This is a genomic window from Clostridium tanneri, from assembly GCF_033659955.1.
Classification (GTDB): domain Bacteria; phylum Bacillota; class Clostridia; order Clostridiales; family Clostridiaceae; genus Clostridium_AM; species Clostridium_AM tanneri.
On sequence record NZ_JARUJP010000017.1, the window covers coordinates 49,488 to 72,602 of the forward strand.

Here is a 23,115-nt window from a genome sequence, read left to right on the forward strand (position 1 = left end):
GCGTACTTTAGCATCCTATCAGTGCCAAAGTACGCAGTTTTTCTATATAAAAATTATGTAGATATTGGGAGATTGTTGAAGAAAATGCCAATATAATGAAAAATATCACATTTTATTAAAAAATTTTATATTATGATTAAAAAAATATGTTATAATAAAATAAGCAACCTATAGTAATTTTTATCGAAGGGTTAAGTTTTTATCCATCTAATATGATAGGTAGTAAAGGAAGAGTGAGTTATGGAAATACTGTCTTTAGGAGAAAAGATAAAAAGAAGAAGAAAAGAACTTAATATGACTCTAAAAGATTTAGCAGGAGATAGGATAACTCCGGGACAAATTAGCCTTGTTGAATCTGGAAAATCAAATCCAAGTATGGACTTACTTGAGTATTTAGCAGAATCATTAAATACTTCAATTGAGTATCTTATGGAATCAGAGGAGACCCAGGCAGAAAAAATTTGCACTTACTTTGAAAATATCGCTGAATCTTATATAATCAATGAAGATTTGGGACAAGGGGAGCAGTATATAGAGAAGGCGTTATACTATGCGGAAAGATATAATCTTGAATATAGAAAGGCTAAAAATTTATATCTTAGAGGGATTATATATATGTCAAAGGACGAGTATGCGCTGGCACAGCAGTTTTTCCTCTCTGCCAATGTTATATTCATAAAGAATAACAACTATGAGGATACTATTAAGACCTTTATGAACTTAGGCAAAATCACTACGGAATTAAAGTCCTATCATTCATCTTCAGGCTATTTTCAGCAAGCGGAGAATGTTTATAATGAAAATGACATAGGAAATGATTTTTTATTAGGGCAGATATATTATCATATAGCTTCTATATATTTTAAACTAGAAAACGTAGATAAAGCTATAAACTATTCTTATCTTGCAAAAGAAAAATTTAGACAGATGGATAACAAAAAAGAATATGCAAAGACTCTCCTGCTTCTGTCTGAAGAATACAATAAAAAAGGCGATGTAGACAACGCTATTAAATACTCAAAGAAAACATTAAGTGTGTACAGAGAGATAGAGGATGTGGTAAATATTGCCAAAATAGAGAATAGCTTAGGTAAGTTATTCTGTGAATTTGATAATATTGAGGAGTCCTTTGTACACTTGAACAAAGCAAAGGAACTTAGGATGAAAATCAAGGATACTAGCATAGTCGAAACACTTGTAAGTATCTGTGAAAATTATATAAAACTTAAGGATGTTACAAACGCAAAAATAGTTCTTAGTGAAATAATGGACAGCATTACTGATGGTACTGACAAAGCATTAATAGATTATTATCTGCTTAAACACAGAGTGGACATGCTTCAGTCTGATCTTAAAGAAGCTGAAAATACTTTAATTATAGCTTTAACCTTCGTTAAAAATATGGATTACATAAAAGAAATTGCAGAAATATCTATCATGCTTGGAAAATTCTATATAGATAACGGTAGGGATAAAGATGCAGCTCAATACCTAAATGAGGGCGTGGAAACGTTTAAGAAGCTAGGGTTACTTAAAGATTCTTAATGTGTGGATAGGGTGAGGATTATGGAGATACTTTCTACTGGGGAAAAAATTAAAAGGGCAAGGATATATAAGGGATTAACCTTAAAAGACTTATGTGAAGAAAAGATATCTGTTTCGAAAATGAGCTGTATAGAAAATGGAAAAATTAAGCCGGAGGAATGGATATTAGATTTTATTGCAGAGAAACTACAGGTGGACCCAGATTACTTGAAGCAAGATATAAGAACTCAGTTAGTTAGAAATGTTGATGAGCTAAAAAAACAGCATTATTCAAAGGAATATGAGGAAATACTAGAGTATAACCTAAAGTATATAGAGGAATATTGTTATTATGATTTATCCTTCGAGGTTATACATTTGCTTTTTAATTATTATCTTGACCAAAACAAAATCGAAAAGATACATCTTATGATCTCAAAGTATTATGATTACTTACAAAAGTGCTTTACAGAAGATAGATCAGCTGTATATTATATGGATATAGCTAGATTCTTATTTAGTACTAAAGAATTTTCCCAAGCTGCTAGTTACTATAACAATGTTAGAAAAATCTCTAAATCTAGGGATAACTACGGTCTTCTTTCTAGGGCAACTTATAATGAAGCGGCTTGTTATTTAATGTTGGAAGATTACGATAAAGCTTATGAAATAGCAATAAGACTTATTGATTTAATGGATTACATAGAAACGGATATAAAGAAAGCAGAAGCTTATCATATGCTTGCTATGCTCTGTCTTAGAAGAAACAGGGATAAGTTTAGTGAATATGAACAAAAATCCTATGAATTATATAAAAGTGATCAGGTGCATAAAGCTCAGGCAATATACAATTATGCTGCGGTTATGTTTAGTGTAGGACTTAGGGATAAGGCTATAAACTACGTAAATAGAGCACTAAATTGTTATCCTAGAAATAATAAAGAGCTTCTTGTAGGCTTCATGCTTACCAATATTAATAAGCTTATTGAGAACAATGTATTAGAAAAAGCTCAAGGTATTTGTGATGAGGCACTAAATTATGCAATAGCCTTAGATAATATTATATTCGTTGAAAGGGCCTACTATTATAAAGCGTTGATACTGGAGAGGGAAGGCAATCTTAATTCGGCAGAAATGTATATGAATTTATCCTTAGATGCCCTTCTTAAGTTTGCAAGCAATAGCCAGATTTATAAAAGATATATGGAAATGGGAGATATGTACCATCGCATGGAAAATATTAACGAGTCTATAAAATATTTTAATTTTGCGATACAATTGGAAAAAAAGATGTAACTTATAAAATCACTATCAAATTAATGTGTTTTGATGGTGATTTTTTATTACCAGTAAAAGGTACATAGTTGTTGATAAAATTTTAATTTGATATAATTAACATAAGCTAACAAAAAAGGAGGGCTTAAACATGGCGATTTTGGTTTGCGGCGGTGCTGGATATATAGGAAGCCACATGGCAGCCTATTTGAAGGAACAGGGAGAGGATATAGTTATACTAGATAATCTGCAAAAGGGTCATGAGGCTGCAGTCCATAAAGTAGGAGAAAAGTTTTACTTTGGTGATTTGAGAGATAGAGCTTTTTTAGATAAGGTTTTTAGTGAAAATAAAATTCATGCAGTTATAGATTTTGCAGCAGATTCTTTAGTTGGGGAGAGTATGAATGAACCATTGAAATACTTCGAGAATAACGTTGGTGGAACAATAGGGCTATTAAACGCTATGAAAGATCACGGAGTAAAGTATATAGTATTTTCATCTACAGCAGCTACCTATGGAGAACCTGAGAATATTCCTATTATAGAAAGTGATAAAACTTTTCCTACAAACCCTTATGGAGAGTCAAAGCTTGCAGTGGAAAAGATTTTGAAGTGGTGTGATAATGCTTACGGTATAAAGTATACTGCTTTGAGATATTTTAATGCAGCTGGAGCCCATGTAAGTGGAACTATAGGAGAGCATCATAAGCAGGAAACTCACTTAATTCCTATAGTGCTACAGGTGGCATTGGGACAAAGGGATAAAATAATGATATACGGTGATGATTATAATACTGAAGATGGAAGTTGTATAAGAGACTACGTACACGTTACAGATTTAGCCTCAGCTCATTTACTGGCACTAAAAAGATTAGAAAAGGGCGGAGAAAGTGCTGTGTATAATCTTGGAAATGGAAAAGGTTTCTCTGTTAAAGAAGTCATAGAAGTTGCTAGAAAAGTTACAGGTAGGGAAATAAAGTCAGAGATTGCAGAGAGAAGGTCAGGAGATCCAGCAGTGCTAATAGCCTCCTCTGATAAAGCTAAAAAGGAGCTTGGATGGAAGCCACAGTATGATTCTCTTGAAACTATAATTGATACTGCCTGGAATTGGCACAAAACTCACCCAAAGGGATATGAGGATTAATTTCCATTAATGTTAGGACAATTCCTCCATCAGTGCTTTTATTTACTATAATATATTTGAACAATAAGGGTTAACATATGTAATAGAAAAGCTTAATTAATTCAGCATGACGGAAGAGGGTGACTTTATGAAAAAGTATTTTTCTATTACATGTGCAATTCTATTTTCTTTAATGATTTTTTCAACTGTTAACAAGAAAGTCTTAGCTTGCAATTCTAATGAAGTACAGGATAAAGCTATTCACCCAAAGGAGGTATTTCTAACCTTTGATGACGGTCCTAGTGAAAATAACACAAAGGAAATATTAAAGACTTTGAAGGATAACAATGTAAGAGCTACCTTCTTTATAGTGGGAATGAAAAGCGAGGAAAATCCTAAAATGTTGAAGGAATTAAGTGAAAGTGGAATGAGCATAGGCATACATACTTATTCTCATGATTATAAGATAATGTACAAAAGTTTAGAGGAGTACATTAAGGACTTTGAAAAGTGCAGGACTGTTATAAAAAATGTAACTGGGAGAGACCCTATTTCCTATATAAGGTTACCTGGTGGTTCTGACAACTTGGTTACAAGTAAAAGTAACCTAGAAAGTATAAAAAAAACTCTAAATGATAATGGCTTAAAATATGTTGATTGGAATGTATGTGCTGGAGATGCAGAAAGTACTCAAGTTACTGTTGAAAAGGTGAAAAATAACATAATAAGTCAGTGCAAGGATAAAAACTTTGCGGTGGTTTTAATGCATGATACTTACTATAAAAAATTTACTGCAGAAGCTCTTCCAGAGGTTATAAAGTACCTTCAAAAGGAAGGTTTTGTTTTTAGGACCTTTGACGATTTAACACCATCAGAGGAAGATAAGATGGTGAGAATGGGAATATTAAATAGAAAATAAAAAAGAGAAAAACCTTTTAAGAGGTTTTCCCTTTTATTTACTAAGCGACAAGAGAAGGGTTCTAAGAATCCTTCTTTTTGCTTTCTCTTTTAATAATAAATTCCTTTGCTCTAAGTTCTAAGCTGTCATCTAAAGGTGATAGATTTACTTCCTCATACTTGCTGCTTAAAGCAGTAGTTATAAGTCTGTCAGCTAGCTCTGGATTTTTAGAGAGAAGAGAGCCGTGAAAATAAGTACAGAAACAATTTTTAAATATACAACCTTCATAGCCGTCTTCACCATTATTGCCGTAACCGGCGATTACCTTACCAAGAGGCTTTAAATCTCCAATGTAAGTTCTTCCAGAGTGGTTTTCAAAGCCTACATAAGTTTCGTTAAATTCTTCATTGTGAATTACAGTGTTTCCAATGAAACGCGTATCTCCACCTTCTGTATATATATCCAGTATTCCAAGGCCATCTAGCTTTTCACCGTCAGGAGTGGTGTAATACTTTCCTAATAGTTGATACCCTCCACATATGCTTAGGAATACCTTTCCTTTTTCAATATACTCTGTTATTCCTTCTTTTTTGTTTTTGTCTAGATCTTCAGATACTATAGATTGCTCATAGTCCTGACCGCCGCCGAAAAAGGTTATATCATACTGATCTGAGTCAAAGGGATCTCCTAAGGATACGTTGAATACGTTGACCTTTATTCCCCTTTGTTCAGCTCTATATTTTAAAATAAGAATATTGCCTAAGTCACCATATACATTTAACAAGTCAGGGTATAAATGACATATGTTAAGTTCCATTTTAACGGCACCCCTTTACCATAATTTTTTTATATATCCTTTACTATTAAGGAATTTTCTAAAGTTTATCATAGCAGTATAAGTAGCAAGTATATAAACTTTATCTGTTTCACAACCTTTAATTTCCTCAAGTAATTTTTCGTATTCCTCACAAATTGTAAACTTTTCAGAAGGAAGACCAGCAACTTTAAGTCTTGTAGCCATATCATAAAGTCTTATTCCAGCTACCATTATTTTTTCAATACTAAGAGAGCTGAGCTTTTCAAAGTTAACGTCCCAGATCCAGGATACATCTCTTCCATCGGCATAGTTATCGTTCAATAATACTGCTAGGTCAAAGGTTCTTTTATCTAGGCTTATAGTATTTATAGCCTGATCATATCCTGCAGGATTTTTAACTAGGATTATTTTTACATCCTTACCCTCTATGTTTATGTTCTCCTGTCTTCCAAAGCTGCTTTGCTGACTCTTTAGAGAGTTAGCTATAACTTCGTTCTCAACGCCACAAACCTTAGATACAGAATATGCGCATAGAGCATTATATATATTGTAAGTTCCAGGTTGGTTTATGTAATATTCCTTTCCATTTATGACAACGAGAGAGCCTTCAGGAGTTTGTTCTTTAATTTCGTCTACAGTATAGTCAAGTGCAGGTCTCTTATATCCGCAGTCCTCGCAGTAGAAATCTCCTAGATGATTATATGTAAGATAGTTGTATTGATAAGGGCTTTTACACTTTTTACAGAATTTCGCATCTGCATTTAAATCTAAAACTTTGTTGTTATCTAGAGAAGTATTAAAGCCGTAGTAAATAGTTCTATTTGGCAGTCCTAAATCTCCTAAAAGGGATTCATCGCCATTTAAAACTAAATTTGATAGAGGAACCTTTTCTACACCCTGAAGAATCTTCTTAAGAGTAGTATAAACTTCACCATACCTGTCTAGCTGATCTCTAAAAAGATTTGTAATAGTTATTACCTCTGGAGTTACGTATTCAGTAAAAAACTGCACGTTAGCTTCATCACATTCAATAACAGCATATTTTGTCTCAGAACATCTGCTAAAAGAGAAATTCTCTACAAAACAAGAAACTATTCCAGGAAGCATATTAGCACCTGTATTATTTGTTATAACGTATTTTCCGCTGTCCTTAAGCATATTATATATCATACTTGTGGTTGTAGTTTTTCCGTTGGTGCCTGTTACAAGAAGCACCTTGTAATCTTTGCATACCGTCTTTAAAATATCCCTATCTAATTTTAAAGCAACCTTTCCAGGAAAATTACTTCCACCTTTAAACAAGGCTCTAGACAATTTTATTACTAACTTTGAAATTAATATACTAAAAAAAGATTTGATATTAATTTTCCACACCACCTTTTTATAAATAACAGATAGATTGTATAAACTAATCACGATACTTAAATATTATAATACATTATAACTTTTTTTACATCAACAAAATAAATGGGGACGGTTCACAATTATTCAAGATAAATGGGGACAGTTCACAATTTTTCAACATGGAGTAACGGGGGACAGTTTACAACTTTTTAACAATGCATATATCAGGGGAGGGGTTATAATTATTGAAATAGTTGTAGACCGTCCCCTATTAAAGGTTGAATAATTGCAGACTGTCCCCAAGAAGTGTAGAATAGTTGTGAACTGTCCCCAAAGGAGATGATTAGGTGAAAAAGGTTTTGAACATAGCCCACAGAGGCTTCAGTGGTATTTACCCTGAAAATACAATGCTTGCATTTAGGAAAGCAGTTGAGATACAATGTGATGGTGTGGAAACAGATGTACAGCTTACCAAAGACTGTATACCAGTTCTATGCCATGATGAGACCTTAGACAGAACTACTACAGGAAAGGGTTTCATAAAAGACTATACTTATAAAGAACTTTCTAAACTAGATGCAGGTATAAAGAGGGATAGAAAATTTAAAAGCTGTAGAATACCGACTTTAGATGAGTTTTTAGACTTTGCTAAGGATAAAAACATACTAATAAATATAGAACTAAAAAATAGTATAATACAATATCCATCACTGGAAGAAATAGTTATAGACAGAATATACAAATATAAGATGGAGAATAATTGTATACTATCATCCTTCAATCACTATTCAATGGTTAGGTGTAAGAAAATAGACAATAGGATAAAAACAGGGCTTTTATATAGTGAAATATTATACAGGCCAGAGAAATATGCAGAATATGTAGGAGCTGATGCACTTCATCCAGACTTTTCAACTCTTTACCATGATAACATTATTAAAGGAACGACGGAAAAAGGTATTCCTATAAATGTGTACACTGTTAATGAAGAAAAGGACATGATAAGTATGATAAACTTAGGGGTAAATGGTATAATTACTAACTATCATGATAAATTAAAAAGGATACTTTCAATACTGCATTTACCTTAAATATAAAGGACTAAGGACGTGATTACTCTGAAAAAAGGATATATTTATTCTATAGTGTCTGCTGTTCTTTTCGGAACAGCAGGGATATTTGTAAAGCTTGGCCATAACACAGGTCTTGACTCTGTAAGCTTGCTTACAGTTCAGTACATAATAGCAGTATCATTAATGTTTTTAACTGCGGTTTTAAAGGATAGAAAAAAGCTCCAGGTAACTAAAAAGCAACTATTAAATATGGCAGTACTGGGTGGAGTGGGGAATACCTTTATGACCATATTTTATTACATGGCCTTTGAATATTTACCAGTGGCTATGGTGACAATGCTTTTATTTACATATCCAATAATGGTTTTTATTTATTCTGTAGTATTTGGAAAGCAAAACATAAATAGAAAAAAGATTATGGCTATAGCAGCAGCCTTTCTAGGCTGTGTTTTGACGTTAAATATTTTATCTGGCGGATTTCAATATTCTATAAAGGGATTAATATTTGGGCTATTAAGCGCAGTTTTCTATGCTTTCATGAATTTGTATACAGAAAAGAAACTAGACAATGTAGACTCTCTATCGATTAATGCTTATTCTACCTTATTTTCTTTACTGATACTGATTTTATATAAACCACCTAAAATTTTATTTACTGGAGAAATAAAGCTTGAAGGCTTATTATACACAACTATACTTGCAATTATATGTGAAATAATACCTCTTACCTTATTGTATGAAGCGATATACCATATAGGAGCACTTAAGGTTTCCATAATAAGTAACCTAGAGATTCCAACTTCTATAATAGTGTCCTTTATATTCTTAAAGGAGGGTGTGTCAGTAACACAGATTCTAGGAGCTGTACTCATATTTTATGCTATACATTTAGTAAGACAGGAAGAAACTATGGTATCGAAAAAGGCATCTTAAAAATGAAGTATTATTGCAATTAATACATAATAAAAAAGCTCTTCACTTTTTATTAAAGTAAAGGGCTTTTTTATTTAAAAGTTATATTACTATTTTAGTATATCAAAACTATTGGTCAGTTAGATACCACCTTGGAAAAGGCACTAAATATGTTTAATATATTCAAATCTACTGAACAGTTAAAGCTCTGTTTGTAAAATTACCTATGATAGTATTTACTGGAGATATGGTTACAAAGGAGTTTGGCTCAATTTCACCTACAATGGATCTCAATGTGTTAAGCTGATTCTTTTGAATAACTAAATATATAAACTTTTTACTGCCACTAGAATACCCACCAACGGCATCTAAAACAGTAACACCTCTTACAAGTCTAGTTTTAATTTCATTTATCATAACTTCTGAATTCTCACAGATTATTACGCACTGTCTTGAAGAAGCAAGTCCCTCTTGAATGGCATCCATAGTTTTTGTTCTTACGAAACTCATTATAAGAGCATACATAACGGAGCTTGGACCCATTACAATTCCTACTAAAATATAAACTATAATGTCTTCGATTAATAGCAATTGTGAAAGCTGTAAGGACTTAAACTTGTTATTTATTATCTTAGCAGATATATCTAGACCACCAGTAGAGCCTTTAGCAATAAATATTAAAGAGGCTGCCACACCAAAAAGTACTCCACAGAATATAGATGAAAGTAATCTGTCTTCAAGAGCAGGTAGTTTAAAGAATAAATTCATGTTATCTAAGAGTATGGAACTCACAAATACCACGAAAACACTTCTTATTGTAAACTTTCTTCCTAAAAGTCTGTAACCAAAAATAAATAAAGGAACATTAATTAAAATAGTAGTCAGTCCAACTTTAGCACCAAATAAGTGATTTAGGGAAAGTGCTATACCAGTAACTCCGCCACTACCTATTCCACTAGGAATCATAAATGCATATGTAGTAAAAGCTGAAATAACGCTTCCAAGTATAATTAAAAAGTACTCTGTAATTCTATTTTTCACCTTGATAACCCTCCCGTAACAAATATTAATTTTGAAATTTAAAATTCATGCCTAAAAGATATTAGCATAAAATATGTTAATAAACAACAGGAGGAATATTAATAATTTGTTACCTTTTATCATTAAGGAATAATGTATACCTTTTCACCGGTTAATGAGACTTTAATGTACTAAATTTTTAAGTATTATCACAGATATTAAATATAAAAAATTAATTAACATACTAGCTTTGCAAGTCACAATGAGAAAAAATTGCAAAAATAATGTATCACATAACAAAAAGTATAGCATTATTGAGGTAAATACGTGGCAATGTGATATATCATTGAAAGTTGCAAAAGAAAATGACGGCAAATCAGGTTAAAAATAAAATTTTTCTTGCATTTTTCCCTCAGTGTTGTAATATATAAGTATAGACTACTAGGGGGGTAAATAATGAATATTAGCTTAGATTACTTAAATATTAATGATTATAAAAATTTGTATAGAAACTTATCCGTAGCTGAGTTAACAGAGTTTGCTGTTAAAAGAGGAGAAGGCGTATTATCGGATAAGGGAGCTTTAGTGGTATATACAGGAAAATACACAGGAAGATCTCCTAAAGATAGATTTATAGTAAAGCAAAAAAGCACTGAAGATAAAATAAATTGGGGAACAGTAAACCTACCTACAGATGAAAAGGTATTCAACAATTTGTATAATCAGGTTACTGAGTACCTAAAGGAAAAGGACCTATTTGTATTTGATGGCTTTGTAGGCGCTGCTAAGGAATATACTTTGCCTATAAGAGTAGTGTGCGAAAGAGCTTCACAGGCCTTATTTTCAAACCAGTTGTTTAGAAGACCAAGTGTTGTAGAGCTTATGGACTTTGCTCCAGAATTTAATATTATTGCTGCACCAGGCTTTAAGGCAAAGGGAGCAGAAGATGGAATAAACTCCGAAGCATTTATTATAGTAAATTTTGATAAAAAAATTGTATTAATTGGTGGAACTCAGTACTCAGGAGAAATAAAGAAATCTGTATTCTCAGTAATGAACTTCTTACTTCCAGAAAAAGGAGTTATGCCAATGCACTGCTCAGCTAATATAGGAGCTGACGGAAACACTGCAGTATTCTTTGGATTGTCAGGAACTGGAAAGACTACTCTATCTGCTGATCCTGAAAGAAACCTAATTGGTGACGATGAACACGGCTGGAGTGACAATGGTGTATTCAACTTTGAAGGCGGATGCTATGCAAAGGCTATAAAGCTTGATAAGGACAAGGAAAAAGAAATCTATAATGCTATAAAATTTGGTACAATACTAGAAAATGTTGAGCTTCATAGCAATAGAAAGCCAGATTATGATAGCAATAAATATACGGAAAATACAAGAGCGGCATACCCTCTTGAATATATAGAAAATATAGAGAAAAGTGGAACTGGTGGAAACCCGAACACGATAATATTCTTAACAGCAGATGCTTTTGGTGTAATGCCACCTATATCCAAGCTTTCTAAGGAAGCAGCTATGTACCATTTTATGTCAGGATATACAAGCAAAGTTGCAGGAACAGAGAGAGGTATAACAGAGCCTAAAGCTACTTTCTCAGCTTGCTTTGGAGAGCCTTTCATGCTTATGAACCCAACAGTATACGCTGAGCTTCTTGGAGAAAAAATAGATAAATACAATACAGAAGTTTATCTTGTTAATACAGGCTGGTTGAGTGGTGGATATGGTAAGGGAAGCAGAATAAAGCTTTCTTACACAAGAACTATGGTTAAGGCAGCCTTAGAAGGTAAGCTAAAGGATGTTAATTATGTTGAGCATCCAGTATTTAAAGTATTGATGCCAGAAGAATGTCCAGGAGTACCATCTGAGTTATTAAATCCTAAAAATACTTGGGAAGATAAGGAAGCTTACGATGTTAAAGCTTATGAGCTTGCAGATAAATTTAATGATAACTTTAAGAAATTTAATACGGTACCGGAAGAAATAGTTAAAGCAGCACCAAGAACGAAAACTGTTAACTATCTGTAGACAGGATTTTAAAATAAATATGTAAGTTGTTAAAAAACTTCGTTTTCGTAGAAACTAAAGAAAACGAGGTTTTTTCTTTAAAATGTAGTAGCTGCTAATAGAATATGTTAAAATAAAACTTTAGATTATGAAAATAAGTCAGGTTTCTTTAAGGTAGGTGCTATGATGAAGTTAGGGAAGATTGGGATGAGGACGATAAAAACCGCAATTTCAGTGTCAATTTGTGTAGAGTTGTCCAAGTTCTTTAATAGTGATTATATTTTTTATGCAGCAGTAGCAGCAGTAATGGCCATGCAAAATTCAGTTTCAGATTCCTTTAAAGCTGGGAAAAACAGAATGCTTGGAACAATAGTAGGTGCTTTTATCGGGCTTATATTTGCTATTATAAGTCCAGGAAACACAGCTCTTTCAGGAATAGGAATTATTATAATAATATACATTTGCAACTCTTTTAATTGGAAGAAGTCCGTAACCATATCCTGTACAGTATTCCTTGTAATTATGCTGAGCCTACAGGATAGAGGACCAGTTGCCTACAGTCTAAATAGGACCTTTGATACCTTTTTAGGTATTATAGTAGCAGTTTTGGTTAACTATTTCATATCTCCGCCAGAATATATCGGCAAGGTCTATGAGGCCCGTATTGCTATAGTAGACAGGATATTTACCTTTGTACAAGATAAACTTTGCAACAATAAGGAAATTGACTTACAAAGCATGAATGATGAGATTTCAAAGCTTGAAGAGATTCTTAAAATCTGTTTATCAGAGTTGAGAATAAAAAAACAGGAAGTACTAGGTATGGACAGGATAAAGAACAGTATTGAGGTTTGTAAAGATATATACATGCATTTAAAAATAACTGAATCTCTGAAAAAGGGTTATAGTTTAAATGAGGAAAATTACATAAAGGTAAAAGAGCTTTTTCAATGTGATATGGATATCGAAAAGAGCGGTGATGATATTAATAATATAGTATTTAATTATCACATAAGTAAAATAATAGAAGGCTTAAATCAACTAAAAAATATAGCTTAATACAGATTAAATCTCCTCTAAATTGTTAATAATATGATTAGTAACAATTTGGAGGAGATTTTATTTGAATATTAACAAACATACCATAATATTGCTTAATATTAGTTTGCTATTGGTGATAGTTATACTTTTAAATAAAGTGAGTTATGTACTGACACCTTTAAAAAGTGTCATAAATGTACTGCTTATACCTATGGTGATATCATTATTCCTATATTATGCATTAAGACCTGTAATAAAAAAGCTTGAAAGTAAGAATAAAAATAAGAGTATCCTAATAATTTTAACTATGCTAATATTTATATCTGCTTTATTCACAGTAATAGTTTTTGGTGGTGTAGCGGTAAAGAAGGAGTTCACAGGATCCTTTTCTTATAACATGGATTCTGTTCGTAATTATCTTACCACAGTGGATAATAGGTTAGGTGGAGTACTATCCCAGTTCCAGTTTACTCAGAATTTACTAGAAACATCAAGAGAAGCAATAGTAAAGATAGGCGGAAGTGCAGTAGGAATATTCTCTCAAATAGGAAGTATAGGAACCCAGGTTATACTAGTGCCGTTTATTCTATTTTATTTTTTAAAAGAAGACAAAAAGTTTGCAGAGTGGTCAATGCAAATAGTTCCTGTAAATTATAGAAACCAGATAAGGGATATGTTTATTCAAATAGACAGTGTACTATCTATTTATATATCAGGGCAATTAATGGTGGCAGTGATAATTGGTGTTTTAATGTATATTGGATATCTAATTATTGGAATGCCTAATGCTCTATTAATGGCTTTTTTTTCTATGATAACTTCTATTATACCATTTATAGGACCTTTTTTAGGTATAATACCGGCATTGTTTATCGCTTTAACTATAAACTGGGCAATGATAATAAAGATTATAGTAATATCTCTGGTTGTACAGCAAGTAGAAGGGAATTTGATAACTCCTAATATTATTGGAAACAAGTTAAATGTACATCCCTTAGCAGTAATTTTAATAGTAATTATAAGCGTAACTCTATTTGGAATCCTAGGCGCCTTTGTGGGCATTCCACTATTTGTTGTATTAAGCATAGCGGTAAAAAAAATATATGTAATATATACAATGAAGAAATTAAATATTAATAAATAGTTAAAATATTGATTTATACATAAATAAGCATAGGATTTATGATATTATTATAATGATATATTTTAAATATTTAGGAGGAATTATTAATGCAATCAGAACCTGAGCCGGGGAATATAACTTCCCAGCTGATTCTAATAGCTGTTTTAACATTAATTAATGCATTCTTTGCATCAGCAGAAATGGCTATAGTATCGTTAAACAAGAACAAGATAAAGCTTCTAGCAGAAGAAGGAAACAAAAAAGCACAGCTCTTAATAAAGCTTATGGAAGAGCCAACTAAGTTTTTATCTACTATACAGGTAGGTATAACCCTTGCTGGATTTTTCTCAAGTGCTTCTGCCGCTACCGGGCTATCAGATGATTTTGCCCATTACTTAAATGGTTTTGGCATACCGTATAGTGGACAAATAGCCCTAATAACAGTAACTATAATACTATCTTATATAACATTGGTATTTGGAGAGCTATTTCCAAAAAGAGTAGCACTGCAGAAGGCAGAGGCAATTGCAATGTTTTCTGTAAAACCTATAGCATATATCTCTAAAATAACTGTACCCTTTGTAAGACTACTTTCATCATCAACTAATATTTTGGTGAATTTATCAGGTCTAGATAAAGAAGGTCTGGATGAAAAGGTGTCAAAAGAGGAAATTAAGTCCATGGTGGAAGTTGGACAGGAACATGGAGTAATAAATGAAACTGAAAAAGAAATGATAAATAGTATATTTGAGTTCGACGATAAGTTGGCCTATGAGGTTATGACACCAAGAACTGATGTATATTTAATTGATATAGAAAAACCATTAAATGAATATTTAGATGAATTGATAGAAGAAAGATATTCAAGAGTACCTGTGTATGAAGGAGATAGTGATAACATTATAGGTATTCTTTATATGAAAGATTTCTTTGTTGAAGCTAGAAAACATGGTTTTGAAAATGTGGACATCAAAGGAATATTACATGTACCATATTTTGTTCCAGAAACAAAAAATATAGATGAGTTGTTTAAAGAACTTCAAGAGTCTAAAAATCACTTAGCAATATTGATAGACGAATACGGAGGCTTTTCAGGAATAGTATCCATAGAAGACCTTATAGAAGAGGTTATGGGAAATATTGAGGATGAATATGATGATGACGAACCAGAAATAAATAAAGTAGATGATGCTACTTTTTTAATAGATGGTATGCTTTCAATTAATGATTTTAATGAGTATTTCCATACCAATATTGAAAATGAGGGTTACGATACTATAAGCGGATTTATAATCGACCTTCTTGGACGTATACCTGAAAGTGCTGAAGAAGAAAATATAGAATATGAAAACTTTATATTTAATATTGAGGAACTTAAGGAAAAAAGAATTGAAAAGATAAGGATATGCATACAAGCAGAGGTTTAGCCTCTGCCTATATCATTGTATCAGCTATTTTAGGACACGGTACCAGATGTCTCTTATCAGTGTTAACTTTACCAAGGTTAATACTGATAAATATGAGGTATTTGGTACATTGTGTTTTAAGAAAAACTAAGCCGCCTATAAGGTGAGGGAATCTATATAACAATTACATATTGTATTGCTATTGTTAAAAATAGTATAATAAAAATTGTGCTATAAAATGAAATAAGAGAGTGAGTGTGAATAATGGAAATAATACTTATGCTTAAAGCAGCTATAATTGGTATAGTGGAAGGAATAACAGAATTTCTACCAGTATCTTCTACAGGACATATGATTATAGTAGGCAACTTAATTAACTTTCAAGCTCCAGCATACCCAAAAGAGTATGTTGATATGTTTGAAATAGTAATCCAACTTGGAGCTATACTTGCAATCGTAGTTTTATACTGGAATAAAATATTTAACTCATTAAAAAACCTTGCACCAGGCAAGTGGGGTTTTAAGCTATGGCTTAATGTTATCGTAGCTTTTATACCATCAGCTGTAGTAGGACTTTTACTTGATGATCTTATAAAGGCAAAGCTATTTAATGCTGTTACAGTAGCCTTTGCTCTTGTAGTTGGTGGATTTGTAATGATATTCATGGAGAATAAATTTAGAAGAGGAAATAAAACTAGAAGTATAGATGATGTAAACTTGGTACAAGCTTTTAAAATAGGATGTTTCCAGTGTCTTGCACTATGGCCGGGAATGTCAAGATCTGCATCTACTATAATGGGTGCTTGGATAAGTGGATTAAATAACTTTGCAGCAGCTGAGTTCTCCTTTTTCTTAGCTTTACCGACGATGGTAGCTGCTTCTGGATATTCATTGTTAAAAGTAAAAATTGCAATGGATACTACGCAAATCATCGCACTAGTAGTAGGTTTTGTTGTATCCTTCCTAGTAGCATTAGTAGTTGTTGAAAAGTTTCTAAATTTCTTAAAGAGAAAACCAATGAGGATATTTGCTATTTATAGAATATTTATTGGTATAATAATACTTGTTTTAGCTTTTACAAAGGTAATAACAGTATAGGATTTTGTACAATATTGTGTAGCAAATCCTTTAAGACACTAAATATCAGTGGGTTAAATAGAGGTGTAGTGTGTAGAAAGTTTCTAATCACTTATTAGAAGCCTTCTACACGCTACACCTCTATCTATATACCTGTTTTTAACATCATAAAAATTTCTGTTATATAAATACTGCCAATAAAAATGCGCCAATAGCATAATTAATAGAATAAAGTAGAGTTAATATAGTGCAGTATATTAAGTATTAGAATTATTAAATGATACGGTCATTTTAGTAAAATGGAGGAATTATATATGATTATTCAGTGGATACCTTTGTGTATTATTATATGCTTCATAGCATTTTCCTATTATAAACAGTATTCCCTTAGAATAAGACTTATCTTTTTAGGTGGTATTTTTATAATATCATTATTTTTAGCCACTCCCATACTTGGATTTTCCATTCTGACGCTTTTAGGGTTGCTTCTTATTGGAGAAATATGGATCATAGTGGCAGGGGTATTATTTATTGAGATAGTGATAAACAAAAAAAGTAGAGTACTAAGGATGATTTTAGGTATTATATCCTTAATTATATACCTTTATCTCCGCACTATGATTTAAAAGTGAAGCAAGAATGTAGTTGAACTAGCTCTTAAATGCTGCCATATCACTGATAGGCAAGTTTAGCTTGAAGAGAAGAGGCAGAGCATATACATGTATATAAAGTCCATATTAAGATATTTTTTAATTAAATAAAAATAAAAAAAGATGAGATATAAAATACCTCATCTTTTGGTGCTGAAGACCGGAATCGAACCGGTACGGGTTTTAAGGCCCGCAGGATTTTAAGTCCTGTGCGTCTGCCAGTTCCGCCACTTCAGCATATCTTCATCGACAAGATTTATTATATTAGAAAGATTTAATGAAGTCAATAGCAAAATAAGAAAAAGTTAGGGACAGTTCACAATTATTCCACAGATAAAGGGGACAGTTCACAATTTTTCGCTAGCATAATTAAAAATAAACCCTATTTGTAATGTGGAATAATTGTAGACTGTCCCCTAAGCTGCTGAAAAGTTGTGAACTGTCCCCATGTAAGAGTCTGTTGAAAAGTTGTGAACCGTCCCTATAGAATGTCGCTTACCTTCAAGTCTTCTCGAACAATTAGCTCGGCATCAGTTTTTTTAATAACTTCCTCTAGAGTAGTGCCTTGAGCTATTTCTCTTAGAACTAGTCCCTTATCAGTAACTTCCATAACTGCCAGTTCTGTAATAATCAAGTTTACTGCTTTAGCTGCAGAAAGAGGAAGGGCACATTTCTTTAAAATCTTAGAAGAACCATCCTTTGCAGTATGAGTCATAGTAGCTACAACCTTCTTAGCACCTACAAGCAAGTCCATAGCACCGCCAACTCCTGGACCATATTTTCCGTTGCCATAAGGTATTGCCCAGTTTGCTATATTTCCTTCCTGATCAACCTCTAGAGCACCTAGTATTGTCATGTCTACATGTCCCCCTCTTATAATTAGGAAAGAGGTAGCTAAATCAAATATAGAGCAGCCTGGTAATGTAGTTAATGGTGGGCCACCAGCACCACAGATGAATGGATTATCTTCGCCTTTTTTAGCGTTAGCACCGAAATTTAAAATTCCATTTTCCGATTGAAGGATAACCTTTACTCCTTCGGGAATATAGTTTCCTGCTAAAACTGGAACACCGAAGCCTAAGTTAACTACCATACCGTCTTTAAATTCTTGAGCAGCTCTTTTTGCTATTCTATTTTTCATATCCATTATGATACCCCCTTTATTTTAAACCGCCTATATTATTACACATTGCTCTCATCTTCTCACGATACTGTTCAAAGGAGTAGCCTACGCAGATAGCATCAATAAAAATTCCTGGAGTACCTACATCTTCTGGATTAATAGTGCCAGTTTCAACTATTTCTTCAACTTCAACAATTGTAACCGCTGCAGCGCCTGCCATTATAGGGTTTGTGTTTGGTGTTCCGCTGTAAACTAAGTTACCCATTTTGTCTGCCTTTTGAGCTTTGATTATAGCAACATTCGCTGTTAGAGGAGTTTCTAGCAAGTATTCTTTTCCAGCTACAGTTATTTTTTCTTTGCCTTCCTCAAGCAGTGTTCCAAGTCCAGTAGGAGTTAAAATTCCTCCAAGTCCAGCAGCAGCACAGCGAACCTTTTCTATAAAGCTGCCTTGAGGATAATATTCTACTTCAAGACTACCTGCCATATACTGTTTAACTGCAGTAGGATTAGTTCCTATATGAGAACCTATAAATTTCTTGACTAATCCCTTATCGAAAAGTAAGCCTATTTCACATCCACCACCAGGAAAGGAGTTTACTGCAGATAAAACTGTTAAATCCTTTATTCCTAGCTCTACTATCTTATCTACAGCCATTAATGGAGTGTTACAACCTAAAAATCCCCCAATCATAACACTTGAGCCATTTTTAACATATTTCTTTAGAGCTTCTTCCATACTTAAAATTTCAGGCATTTTTATATCCCCCTTATAAAACTTAATATCAGTTTCTTATATAAATTTACAAACAAAATTCTTAGAATTCAGATAGGGTTTTCGCCCTATGGAAAGGTTAGTCGTTTAAATATTTTCAATAAATAATAACATCCTACTTTCTCAGCAAACTCCTTAACTTTTCTGTTAAAATAGGAATAATCTCGCTGCAGTCTCCTACAATACCGTAGTCGGCATAATTAAATATAGCAGCATTAGGATCCTTATTTATTGCGATAACTGTTTCAGCAGTTTGCATACCTACAAGATACTGAACTGCACCACCAATACCACAACAAATCATAAGTTTTGGAGAAATTGTTTTACCGCTTTGTCCTATTTGTTTATCTTCGCCAATCCAGCCTTCATTTACAGCAGGTCTTGTACCTCCAACCATAGCTCCTAATACATCAGCTAGTGGATATAGCTTGTCGAAATTCTCTTTATTCTGCATGCCTCTGCCACCAGCTACAACGATAGAAGCATCTTCAATCTTCTCAGCAGAGGTAGTTTCTTTTACTGATTTAATTAGTGTTGTGAGAATATCAGTAGGATTTATAGATACAGTCTCAAAGACTTTGGAGCCTTTTCGTTTTAAATCTTTCTCTGGTGTTCCCAGTACCTTAGGCCTTACAGTAGCCATTTGAGGTCTGCGATTAGGACAAATAATCTCTACCATAATGTTTCCGCCGAAGGATGGTTTAGTTTGAATTAAGATACCGTCCTTATCTATTTCCAAGTCTATACAGTCAGCAGAAAGTCCAGTCTCTAGCCTAGTAGAAAGTCTAGGAGCTAGGTCTCTTCCTATAGTAGTAGCTCCGAAAAGCAAAATAGATGGTTTATGTTTATTAACGATTTGACGAATTGCTGAAGTGTAAGCATTTGTCTGGTAGGCTTTTAGGCTGCTATCTTCTACAATAACCACAGAATCTGCTCCATAGGAAATTAACTCATCAGATAAATGGGATACATTTTCTCCTAGCAGCAAGGCAGTTACCTTATCCTTTATTTTGTCTGCCATTATTCTAGATTTACCTAGCAGTTCAAGGGTTACCTCTTGAAGCTTACCTTCTCTTTGCTCTGCAAAAACCCATATGCCTTTATATTCATTTATCATTAGGGCCAACCTCCTTATTAAATCACTTTATCCTTTATTAATTTTTGGAGGAGTTTATCGCATAAGGCTTCTGCTTCTCCTTCAAATATTTCTGCTTTTCCCTTAGGCTGTGGTATATAAAGTCTGCATACTTGAGTAGGTGATCCATTTTGCCCTACTTTTTCTTCTGGCAGATCCAGGTCTTTTAAGTTCCAAACTGTGATTTTCTTTTTAGCAGCTTTCATAATATTTATTGGTTTTGTATATCTAGGAGTATTTATCTTATCTGTAATAGTTATCAGCACTGGCAGAGAAGCCTCAACTATTTCATAACCATCTTCAAGTTCCCTTCTAGCCTGTATTTTATTACCTAATATTTCTTCCTTTTCTACAAAGGTAATTTGAGCAATTTGAAGTCTTTCAGCTATACCAGGGCCTACCTGTCCAGTGTCTGCGTCTACTGCTTGTTTGCCGCAGAATATAATGTCTGTTTTATCCTGTAATTTTTCAATTGCCCTTGCTAAAACATAGCTTGTTGCTATAGTATCTGCACCGGCGAAGGCCCTGTCACTTAAAAGTACTGCTTCGTCACAGCCCATAGCCAGTGCTTCTCTTAAAATGCTCTCTGTTTGAGGAGGTCCCATACTAATTACAGTGACTTTACCTCCGTGACTTTCTTTAATTCTTAAGGCTTCCTCTAAGGCGTTTTTATCAAAGGGATTCATCACACTTTTGATGCCCTCTCTGTCTAAGTTATTTGTCTTTGGATTTATTTTTACTTCCATAGAATCTGGAACTTGTTTTATGCACACAACTATATTCAAAGCTATAGTACCTCCTCTCCTTTTGAAGTTTTTACTTAACCATGCTTCCGCCAATAACCATTCTTAAGATTTCTGATGTACCTTCGCCAATTTCAAGAATCTTAGCATCCCTTAAAAGTCTTTCTACAGGATATTCTCTGCTATAGCCATATCCACCGAAGACTTGAATAGCGTTTTTAGTAATCTTCATTGCAGCCTCAGCGGAGTATAATTTAGCCATAGCTGCTTCTAAGGAGAACCTTTCCTTACAATCTCTTTTAAAGGCTGCTGCATATACTAGATTTCTTGCTGCAGCAATTTCTGTAGCCATGTCTGCAATCATAAACTGAATTGCCTGGAATTTTCCTATATTCTTTCCAAAGGCTGTTCTTTGATTTGCGTATTTTATAGCTTCCTCCATGGCATGCTGAGCAATACCTACTCCAAAGGCGCCAACACCCATTCTTCCAGAGTCTAATGCTATCATAGCTATTTTAAAGCCCTGACCTTCTGAACCTAAAAGATTTTCCTTTGGTATCTTACAGTTATCAAATATTAATTCTCCAGTATCTGAGCCTCTTACTCCCATTTTGTCTTCCTTATCACCGATAATAAAACCAGGAGTTCCTTTTTCAACTATAAAAGCACTAATTCCCTTCACTCCTGCATCAGGGTTTGTTTTAGCAGCTATTATATAAACATCAGCAACACTGAAATTAGTTATCCATGCCTTACGTCCATTTAAAACATAATGATCTCCTTCAAGTTTAGCCATAGTTTGTATTCCGGCAGCATCGGAGCCAGCACAAGGTTCTGTTAAGCCGAAAGCTCCAAGTTTTTTACCAGATACTAAGTCAGGGAGATATTTTTTCTTTTGCTCCTCTGTTCCAAAAAGATGCATAGGGTTAGCACAAAGCATATGTGCATCTAAAGTGATTGCAACACTGGCACTTCCGCGACCAAGTTCTTCTAAAGTAATTGCTTCGCAAATTGCATCTGCTCCAGCACCGCCATACTCTTCAGGAAAAGGAATACCGAATATATCGTTTTCTCTCATCTTGTCGATAATATGCCAAGGAAATTCTCCCTTTTTATCCATTTCCCCATCATAAGGTGCTACTTCCTTTTCAGTAAATTCTCTAACCATATTTTTTATCATTTCCTGCTCAGTTGTAAGCTTAAAATTCATTTTATATACCCCCTAAATAGTGAATTATTAGTTATCCCGCTTTTATATATAGCAATACTTATGCCACCTTGTTAGTAAATTGAATTATCATATAAGATTGGACTAAGGAAAGTTGTCATTAAAGCCCTGTTTCACAGTCAGATATCATAAAAAATATTTTTAAAATAAGAGGTAGATTTGCGGAAAAGTTTAATTTAATTAACTTTTAATAAAAAGAGAAGATGTATAGATTATCAGACACTTTGTTAACGGTTTGTTTATTATAAAGAAAAAACACATGTCTATAAAATAAGACATGTGCAAAAGTTTCTACAGTATGTTAAGCTGTCAGTGAAGAAATATAACGAAATTGTTTCTACTGGCTTTGGAATTTGTTTTTAGCCCATAGATCTAATTGTTTAATTTTTTTACGACCTAAAGTAGATCCATAGATAATTAAAACAACTATTATAACAGTAAACAAATCTATCTTTCTAGAAGATATAAAGTTAACTATCCCCAATGTAACCTGTGGAATTACCCCTGTTAAAATAGTCAGCACGGTACCAACCTTAAAAAGAGCTGAGGAATTAAGGCCATATCTTGCATATAGCATAAAAAAAGTTGAAGACCAAGCAAGAACCTCTAAACATATTAATATTAGCCACTTATTTTCGATTATATAGTTCATAGAAAAACCTCCTTATAATTAATAAAACAAAAAAAGCCCAAGAGGAATTAAAAATAATCCTCCTGGGCTTTTATCCCACCGTGGTCACAGACATCCTGTGTGTTTTCTCTCGGACCAGACCAACTAAAAAGCTGCGGAACCCTAGAAAACATTGATA

General features: G+C 33.2%; 20 protein-coding genes, 1 tRNA gene and 1 riboswitch. Of the genes, 11 read left to right on the forward strand and 10 right to left on the reverse strand.

All coding sequences use genetic code 11. The features are described 5' to 3' along the window. Positions 1-240 precede the first annotated feature (240 nt). From P8V03_RS13890 to P8V03_RS13905, 4 genes are all read left to right on the forward strand, one after another. The gene (locus P8V03_RS13890) at positions 241-1,545 is read left to right on the forward strand and encodes a helix-turn-helix transcriptional regulator (protein WP_318798606.1); all 1,305 of its coding nucleotides are present in this window, start codon (positions 241-243) and stop codon (positions 1,543-1,545) included. A 21-nt stretch (positions 1,546-1,566) separates the two neighbouring features. Continuing rightward, positions 1,567-2,820: a helix-turn-helix domain-containing protein gene (locus tag P8V03_RS13895; RefSeq protein ID WP_318798607.1), complete on the forward strand. Its 1,254-nt coding sequence runs from the start codon at positions 1,567-1,569 to the stop codon at positions 2,818-2,820. A gap of 130 nt (positions 2,821-2,950) precedes the next feature. Further along, positions 2,951-3,943, forward strand: a complete 993-nt coding sequence (gene galE, locus P8V03_RS13900; RefSeq protein WP_318798609.1) for a UDP-glucose 4-epimerase GalE — start codon at positions 2,951-2,953, stop codon at positions 3,941-3,943. 127 nt (positions 3,944-4,070) lie between these two features. Next, the gene (locus P8V03_RS13905) at positions 4,071-4,841 is read left to right on the forward strand and encodes a polysaccharide deacetylase family protein (protein WP_318798610.1); all 771 of its coding nucleotides are present in this window, start codon (positions 4,071-4,073) and stop codon (positions 4,839-4,841) included. A 61-nt stretch (positions 4,842-4,902) separates the two neighbouring features. Here the strand turns inward: P8V03_RS13905 and P8V03_RS13910 are convergent, their stop codons facing one another. Further along, positions 4,903-5,637 carry a type 1 glutamine amidotransferase gene (locus P8V03_RS13910; protein ID WP_318798611.1) on the reverse strand — a complete coding sequence of 245 codons (735 nt, stop codon included), beginning with the start codon at positions 5,635-5,637 and terminating at the stop codon, positions 4,903-4,905. A 15-nt stretch (positions 5,638-5,652) separates the two neighbouring features. Further along, complete coding sequence (locus P8V03_RS13915; protein WP_318798612.1) at positions 5,653-7,011, reverse strand: Mur ligase family protein; 1,359 nt, start codon at positions 7,009-7,011, stop codon at positions 5,653-5,655. Positions 7,012-7,328: 317 nt separating this feature from the next. On the opposite strand from P8V03_RS13915, the gene P8V03_RS13920 reads away from it, so the two are divergent. Next, complete coding sequence (locus P8V03_RS13920) at positions 7,329-8,072, forward strand: glycerophosphodiester phosphodiesterase (RefSeq protein ID WP_318798613.1); 744 nt, start codon at positions 7,329-7,331, stop codon at positions 8,070-8,072. A gap of 18 nt (positions 8,073-8,090) precedes the next feature. Beyond that, positions 8,091-8,987: a DMT family transporter gene (locus tag P8V03_RS13925; RefSeq protein WP_318798614.1), complete on the forward strand. Its 897-nt coding sequence runs from the start codon at positions 8,091-8,093 to the stop codon at positions 8,985-8,987. A 168-nt stretch (positions 8,988-9,155) separates the two neighbouring features. On the opposite strand, the gene P8V03_RS13930 is transcribed toward P8V03_RS13925, so the two are convergent. Continuing rightward, complete coding sequence (locus P8V03_RS13930; protein ID WP_318798615.1) at positions 9,156-10,007, reverse strand: YitT family protein; 852 nt, start codon at positions 10,005-10,007, stop codon at positions 9,156-9,158. A 435-nt stretch (positions 10,008-10,442) separates the two neighbouring features. Between P8V03_RS13930 and pckA the strand changes: the two genes are divergently transcribed. From pckA to P8V03_RS13955, 5 genes are all read left to right on the forward strand, one after another. Next, positions 10,443-12,029, forward strand: coding sequence for a phosphoenolpyruvate carboxykinase (ATP) (gene pckA / locus P8V03_RS13935; protein WP_318798616.1), 1,587 nt, complete (start codon positions 10,443-10,445; stop codon positions 12,027-12,029). A gap of 186 nt (positions 12,030-12,215) precedes the next feature. Beyond that, the gene (locus P8V03_RS13940; RefSeq protein ID WP_318798617.1) at positions 12,216-13,067 is read left to right on the forward strand and encodes an FUSC family protein; all 852 of its coding nucleotides are present in this window, start codon (positions 12,216-12,218) and stop codon (positions 13,065-13,067) included. A gap of 64 nt (positions 13,068-13,131) precedes the next feature. Further along, positions 13,132-14,193 carry an AI-2E family transporter gene (locus P8V03_RS13945; protein ID WP_318798618.1) on the forward strand — a complete coding sequence of 354 codons (1,062 nt, stop codon included), beginning with the start codon at positions 13,132-13,134 and terminating at the stop codon, positions 14,191-14,193. A gap of 86 nt (positions 14,194-14,279) precedes the next feature. Continuing rightward, positions 14,280-15,599, forward strand: a complete 1,320-nt coding sequence (locus P8V03_RS13950) for a hemolysin family protein (protein WP_261673111.1) — start codon at positions 14,280-14,282, stop codon at positions 15,597-15,599. A 243-nt stretch (positions 15,600-15,842) separates the two neighbouring features. Continuing rightward, positions 15,843-16,676: an undecaprenyl-diphosphate phosphatase gene (locus P8V03_RS13955; RefSeq protein ID WP_318798619.1), complete on the forward strand. Its 834-nt coding sequence runs from the start codon at positions 15,843-15,845 to the stop codon at positions 16,674-16,676. A 777-nt stretch (positions 16,677-17,453) separates the two neighbouring features. On the opposite strand, the gene P8V03_RS13960 is transcribed toward P8V03_RS13955, so the two are convergent. From P8V03_RS13960 to P8V03_RS13990, 7 genes are all read right to left on the reverse strand, one after another. Beyond that, positions 17,454-17,542, reverse strand: a tRNA-Leu gene (locus tag P8V03_RS13960). Positions 17,543-17,786: 244 nt separating this feature from the next. Further along, positions 17,787-18,452, reverse strand: coding sequence for a 3-oxoacid CoA-transferase subunit B (locus P8V03_RS13965; RefSeq protein WP_318798620.1), 666 nt, complete (start codon positions 18,450-18,452; stop codon positions 17,787-17,789). 13 nt (positions 18,453-18,465) lie between these two features. After that, a complete protein-coding gene (locus tag P8V03_RS13970; RefSeq protein WP_318798621.1) occupies positions 18,466-19,182 on the reverse strand; it encodes a CoA transferase subunit A in 717 nt (238 codons plus the stop codon). 133 nt (positions 19,183-19,315) lie between these two features. Further along, positions 19,316-20,317 (reverse strand): electron transfer flavoprotein subunit alpha/FixB family protein, encoded by a 1,002-nt coding sequence (locus P8V03_RS13975; RefSeq protein WP_318798622.1) that lies wholly within the window; start codon positions 20,315-20,317, stop codon positions 19,316-19,318. A gap of 17 nt (positions 20,318-20,334) precedes the next feature. Beyond that, complete coding sequence (locus P8V03_RS13980; RefSeq protein ID WP_318798623.1) at positions 20,335-21,120, reverse strand: electron transfer flavoprotein subunit beta/FixA family protein; 786 nt, start codon at positions 21,118-21,120, stop codon at positions 20,335-20,337. Between the two features lie 31 nt (positions 21,121-21,151). Then, positions 21,152-22,288, reverse strand: a complete 1,137-nt coding sequence (locus P8V03_RS13985; protein WP_318798624.1) for an acyl-CoA dehydrogenase family protein — start codon at positions 22,286-22,288, stop codon at positions 21,152-21,154. Positions 22,289-22,643: 355 nt separating this feature from the next. Then, positions 22,644-22,958, reverse strand: coding sequence for a hypothetical protein (locus tag P8V03_RS13990; RefSeq protein WP_261673118.1), 315 nt, complete (start codon positions 22,956-22,958; stop codon positions 22,644-22,646). A 57-nt stretch (positions 22,959-23,015) separates the two neighbouring features. Next, positions 23,016-23,114: riboswitch (guanidine-I (ykkC/yxkD leader) on the reverse strand. Position 23,115: the final 1 nt, after the last annotated feature.

Coding starts and splice junctions, on each gene's coding strand:
- P8V03_RS13890 (WP_318798606.1), top strand. CDS start 241: ATGGAAATACTGTCTTTAGGAGAAAAGATAAAAAGAAGAAGAAAAGAA.
- P8V03_RS13895 (WP_318798607.1), top strand. CDS start 1,567: ATGGAGATACTTTCTACTGGGGAAAAAATTAAAAGGGCAAGGATATAT.
- galE (WP_318798609.1), top strand. CDS start 2,951: ATGGCGATTTTGGTTTGCGGCGGTGCTGGATATATAGGAAGCCACATG.
- P8V03_RS13905 (WP_318798610.1), top strand. CDS start 4,071: ATGAAAAAGTATTTTTCTATTACATGTGCAATTCTATTTTCTTTAATG.
- P8V03_RS13910 (WP_318798611.1), bottom strand. CDS start 5,637: ATGGAACTTAACATATGTCATTTATACCCTGACTTGTTAAATGTATAT.
- pckA (WP_318798616.1), top strand. CDS start 10,443: ATGAATATTAGCTTAGATTACTTAAATATTAATGATTATAAAAATTTG.
- P8V03_RS13940 (WP_318798617.1), top strand. CDS start 12,216: ATGAGGACGATAAAAACCGCAATTTCAGTGTCAATTTGTGTAGAGTTG.
- P8V03_RS13950 (WP_261673111.1), top strand. CDS start 14,280: ATGCAATCAGAACCTGAGCCGGGGAATATAACTTCCCAGCTGATTCTA.
- P8V03_RS13955 (WP_318798619.1), top strand. CDS start 15,843: ATGGAAATAATACTTATGCTTAAAGCAGCTATAATTGGTATAGTGGAA.
- P8V03_RS13965 (WP_318798620.1), bottom strand. CDS start 18,452: ATGGATATGAAAAATAGAATAGCAAAAAGAGCTGCTCAAGAATTTAAA.
- P8V03_RS13970 (WP_318798621.1), bottom strand. CDS start 19,182: ATGCCTGAAATTTTAAGTATGGAAGAAGCTCTAAAGAAATATGTTAAA.
- P8V03_RS13975 (WP_318798622.1), bottom strand. CDS start 20,317: ATGATAAATGAATATAAAGGCATATGGGTTTTTGCAGAGCAAAGAGAA.
- P8V03_RS13985 (WP_318798624.1), bottom strand. CDS start 22,288: ATGAATTTTAAGCTTACAACTGAGCAGGAAATGATAAAAAATATGGTT.
- P8V03_RS13990 (WP_261673118.1), bottom strand. CDS start 22,958: ATGAACTATATAATCGAAAATAAGTGGCTAATATTAATATGTTTAGAG.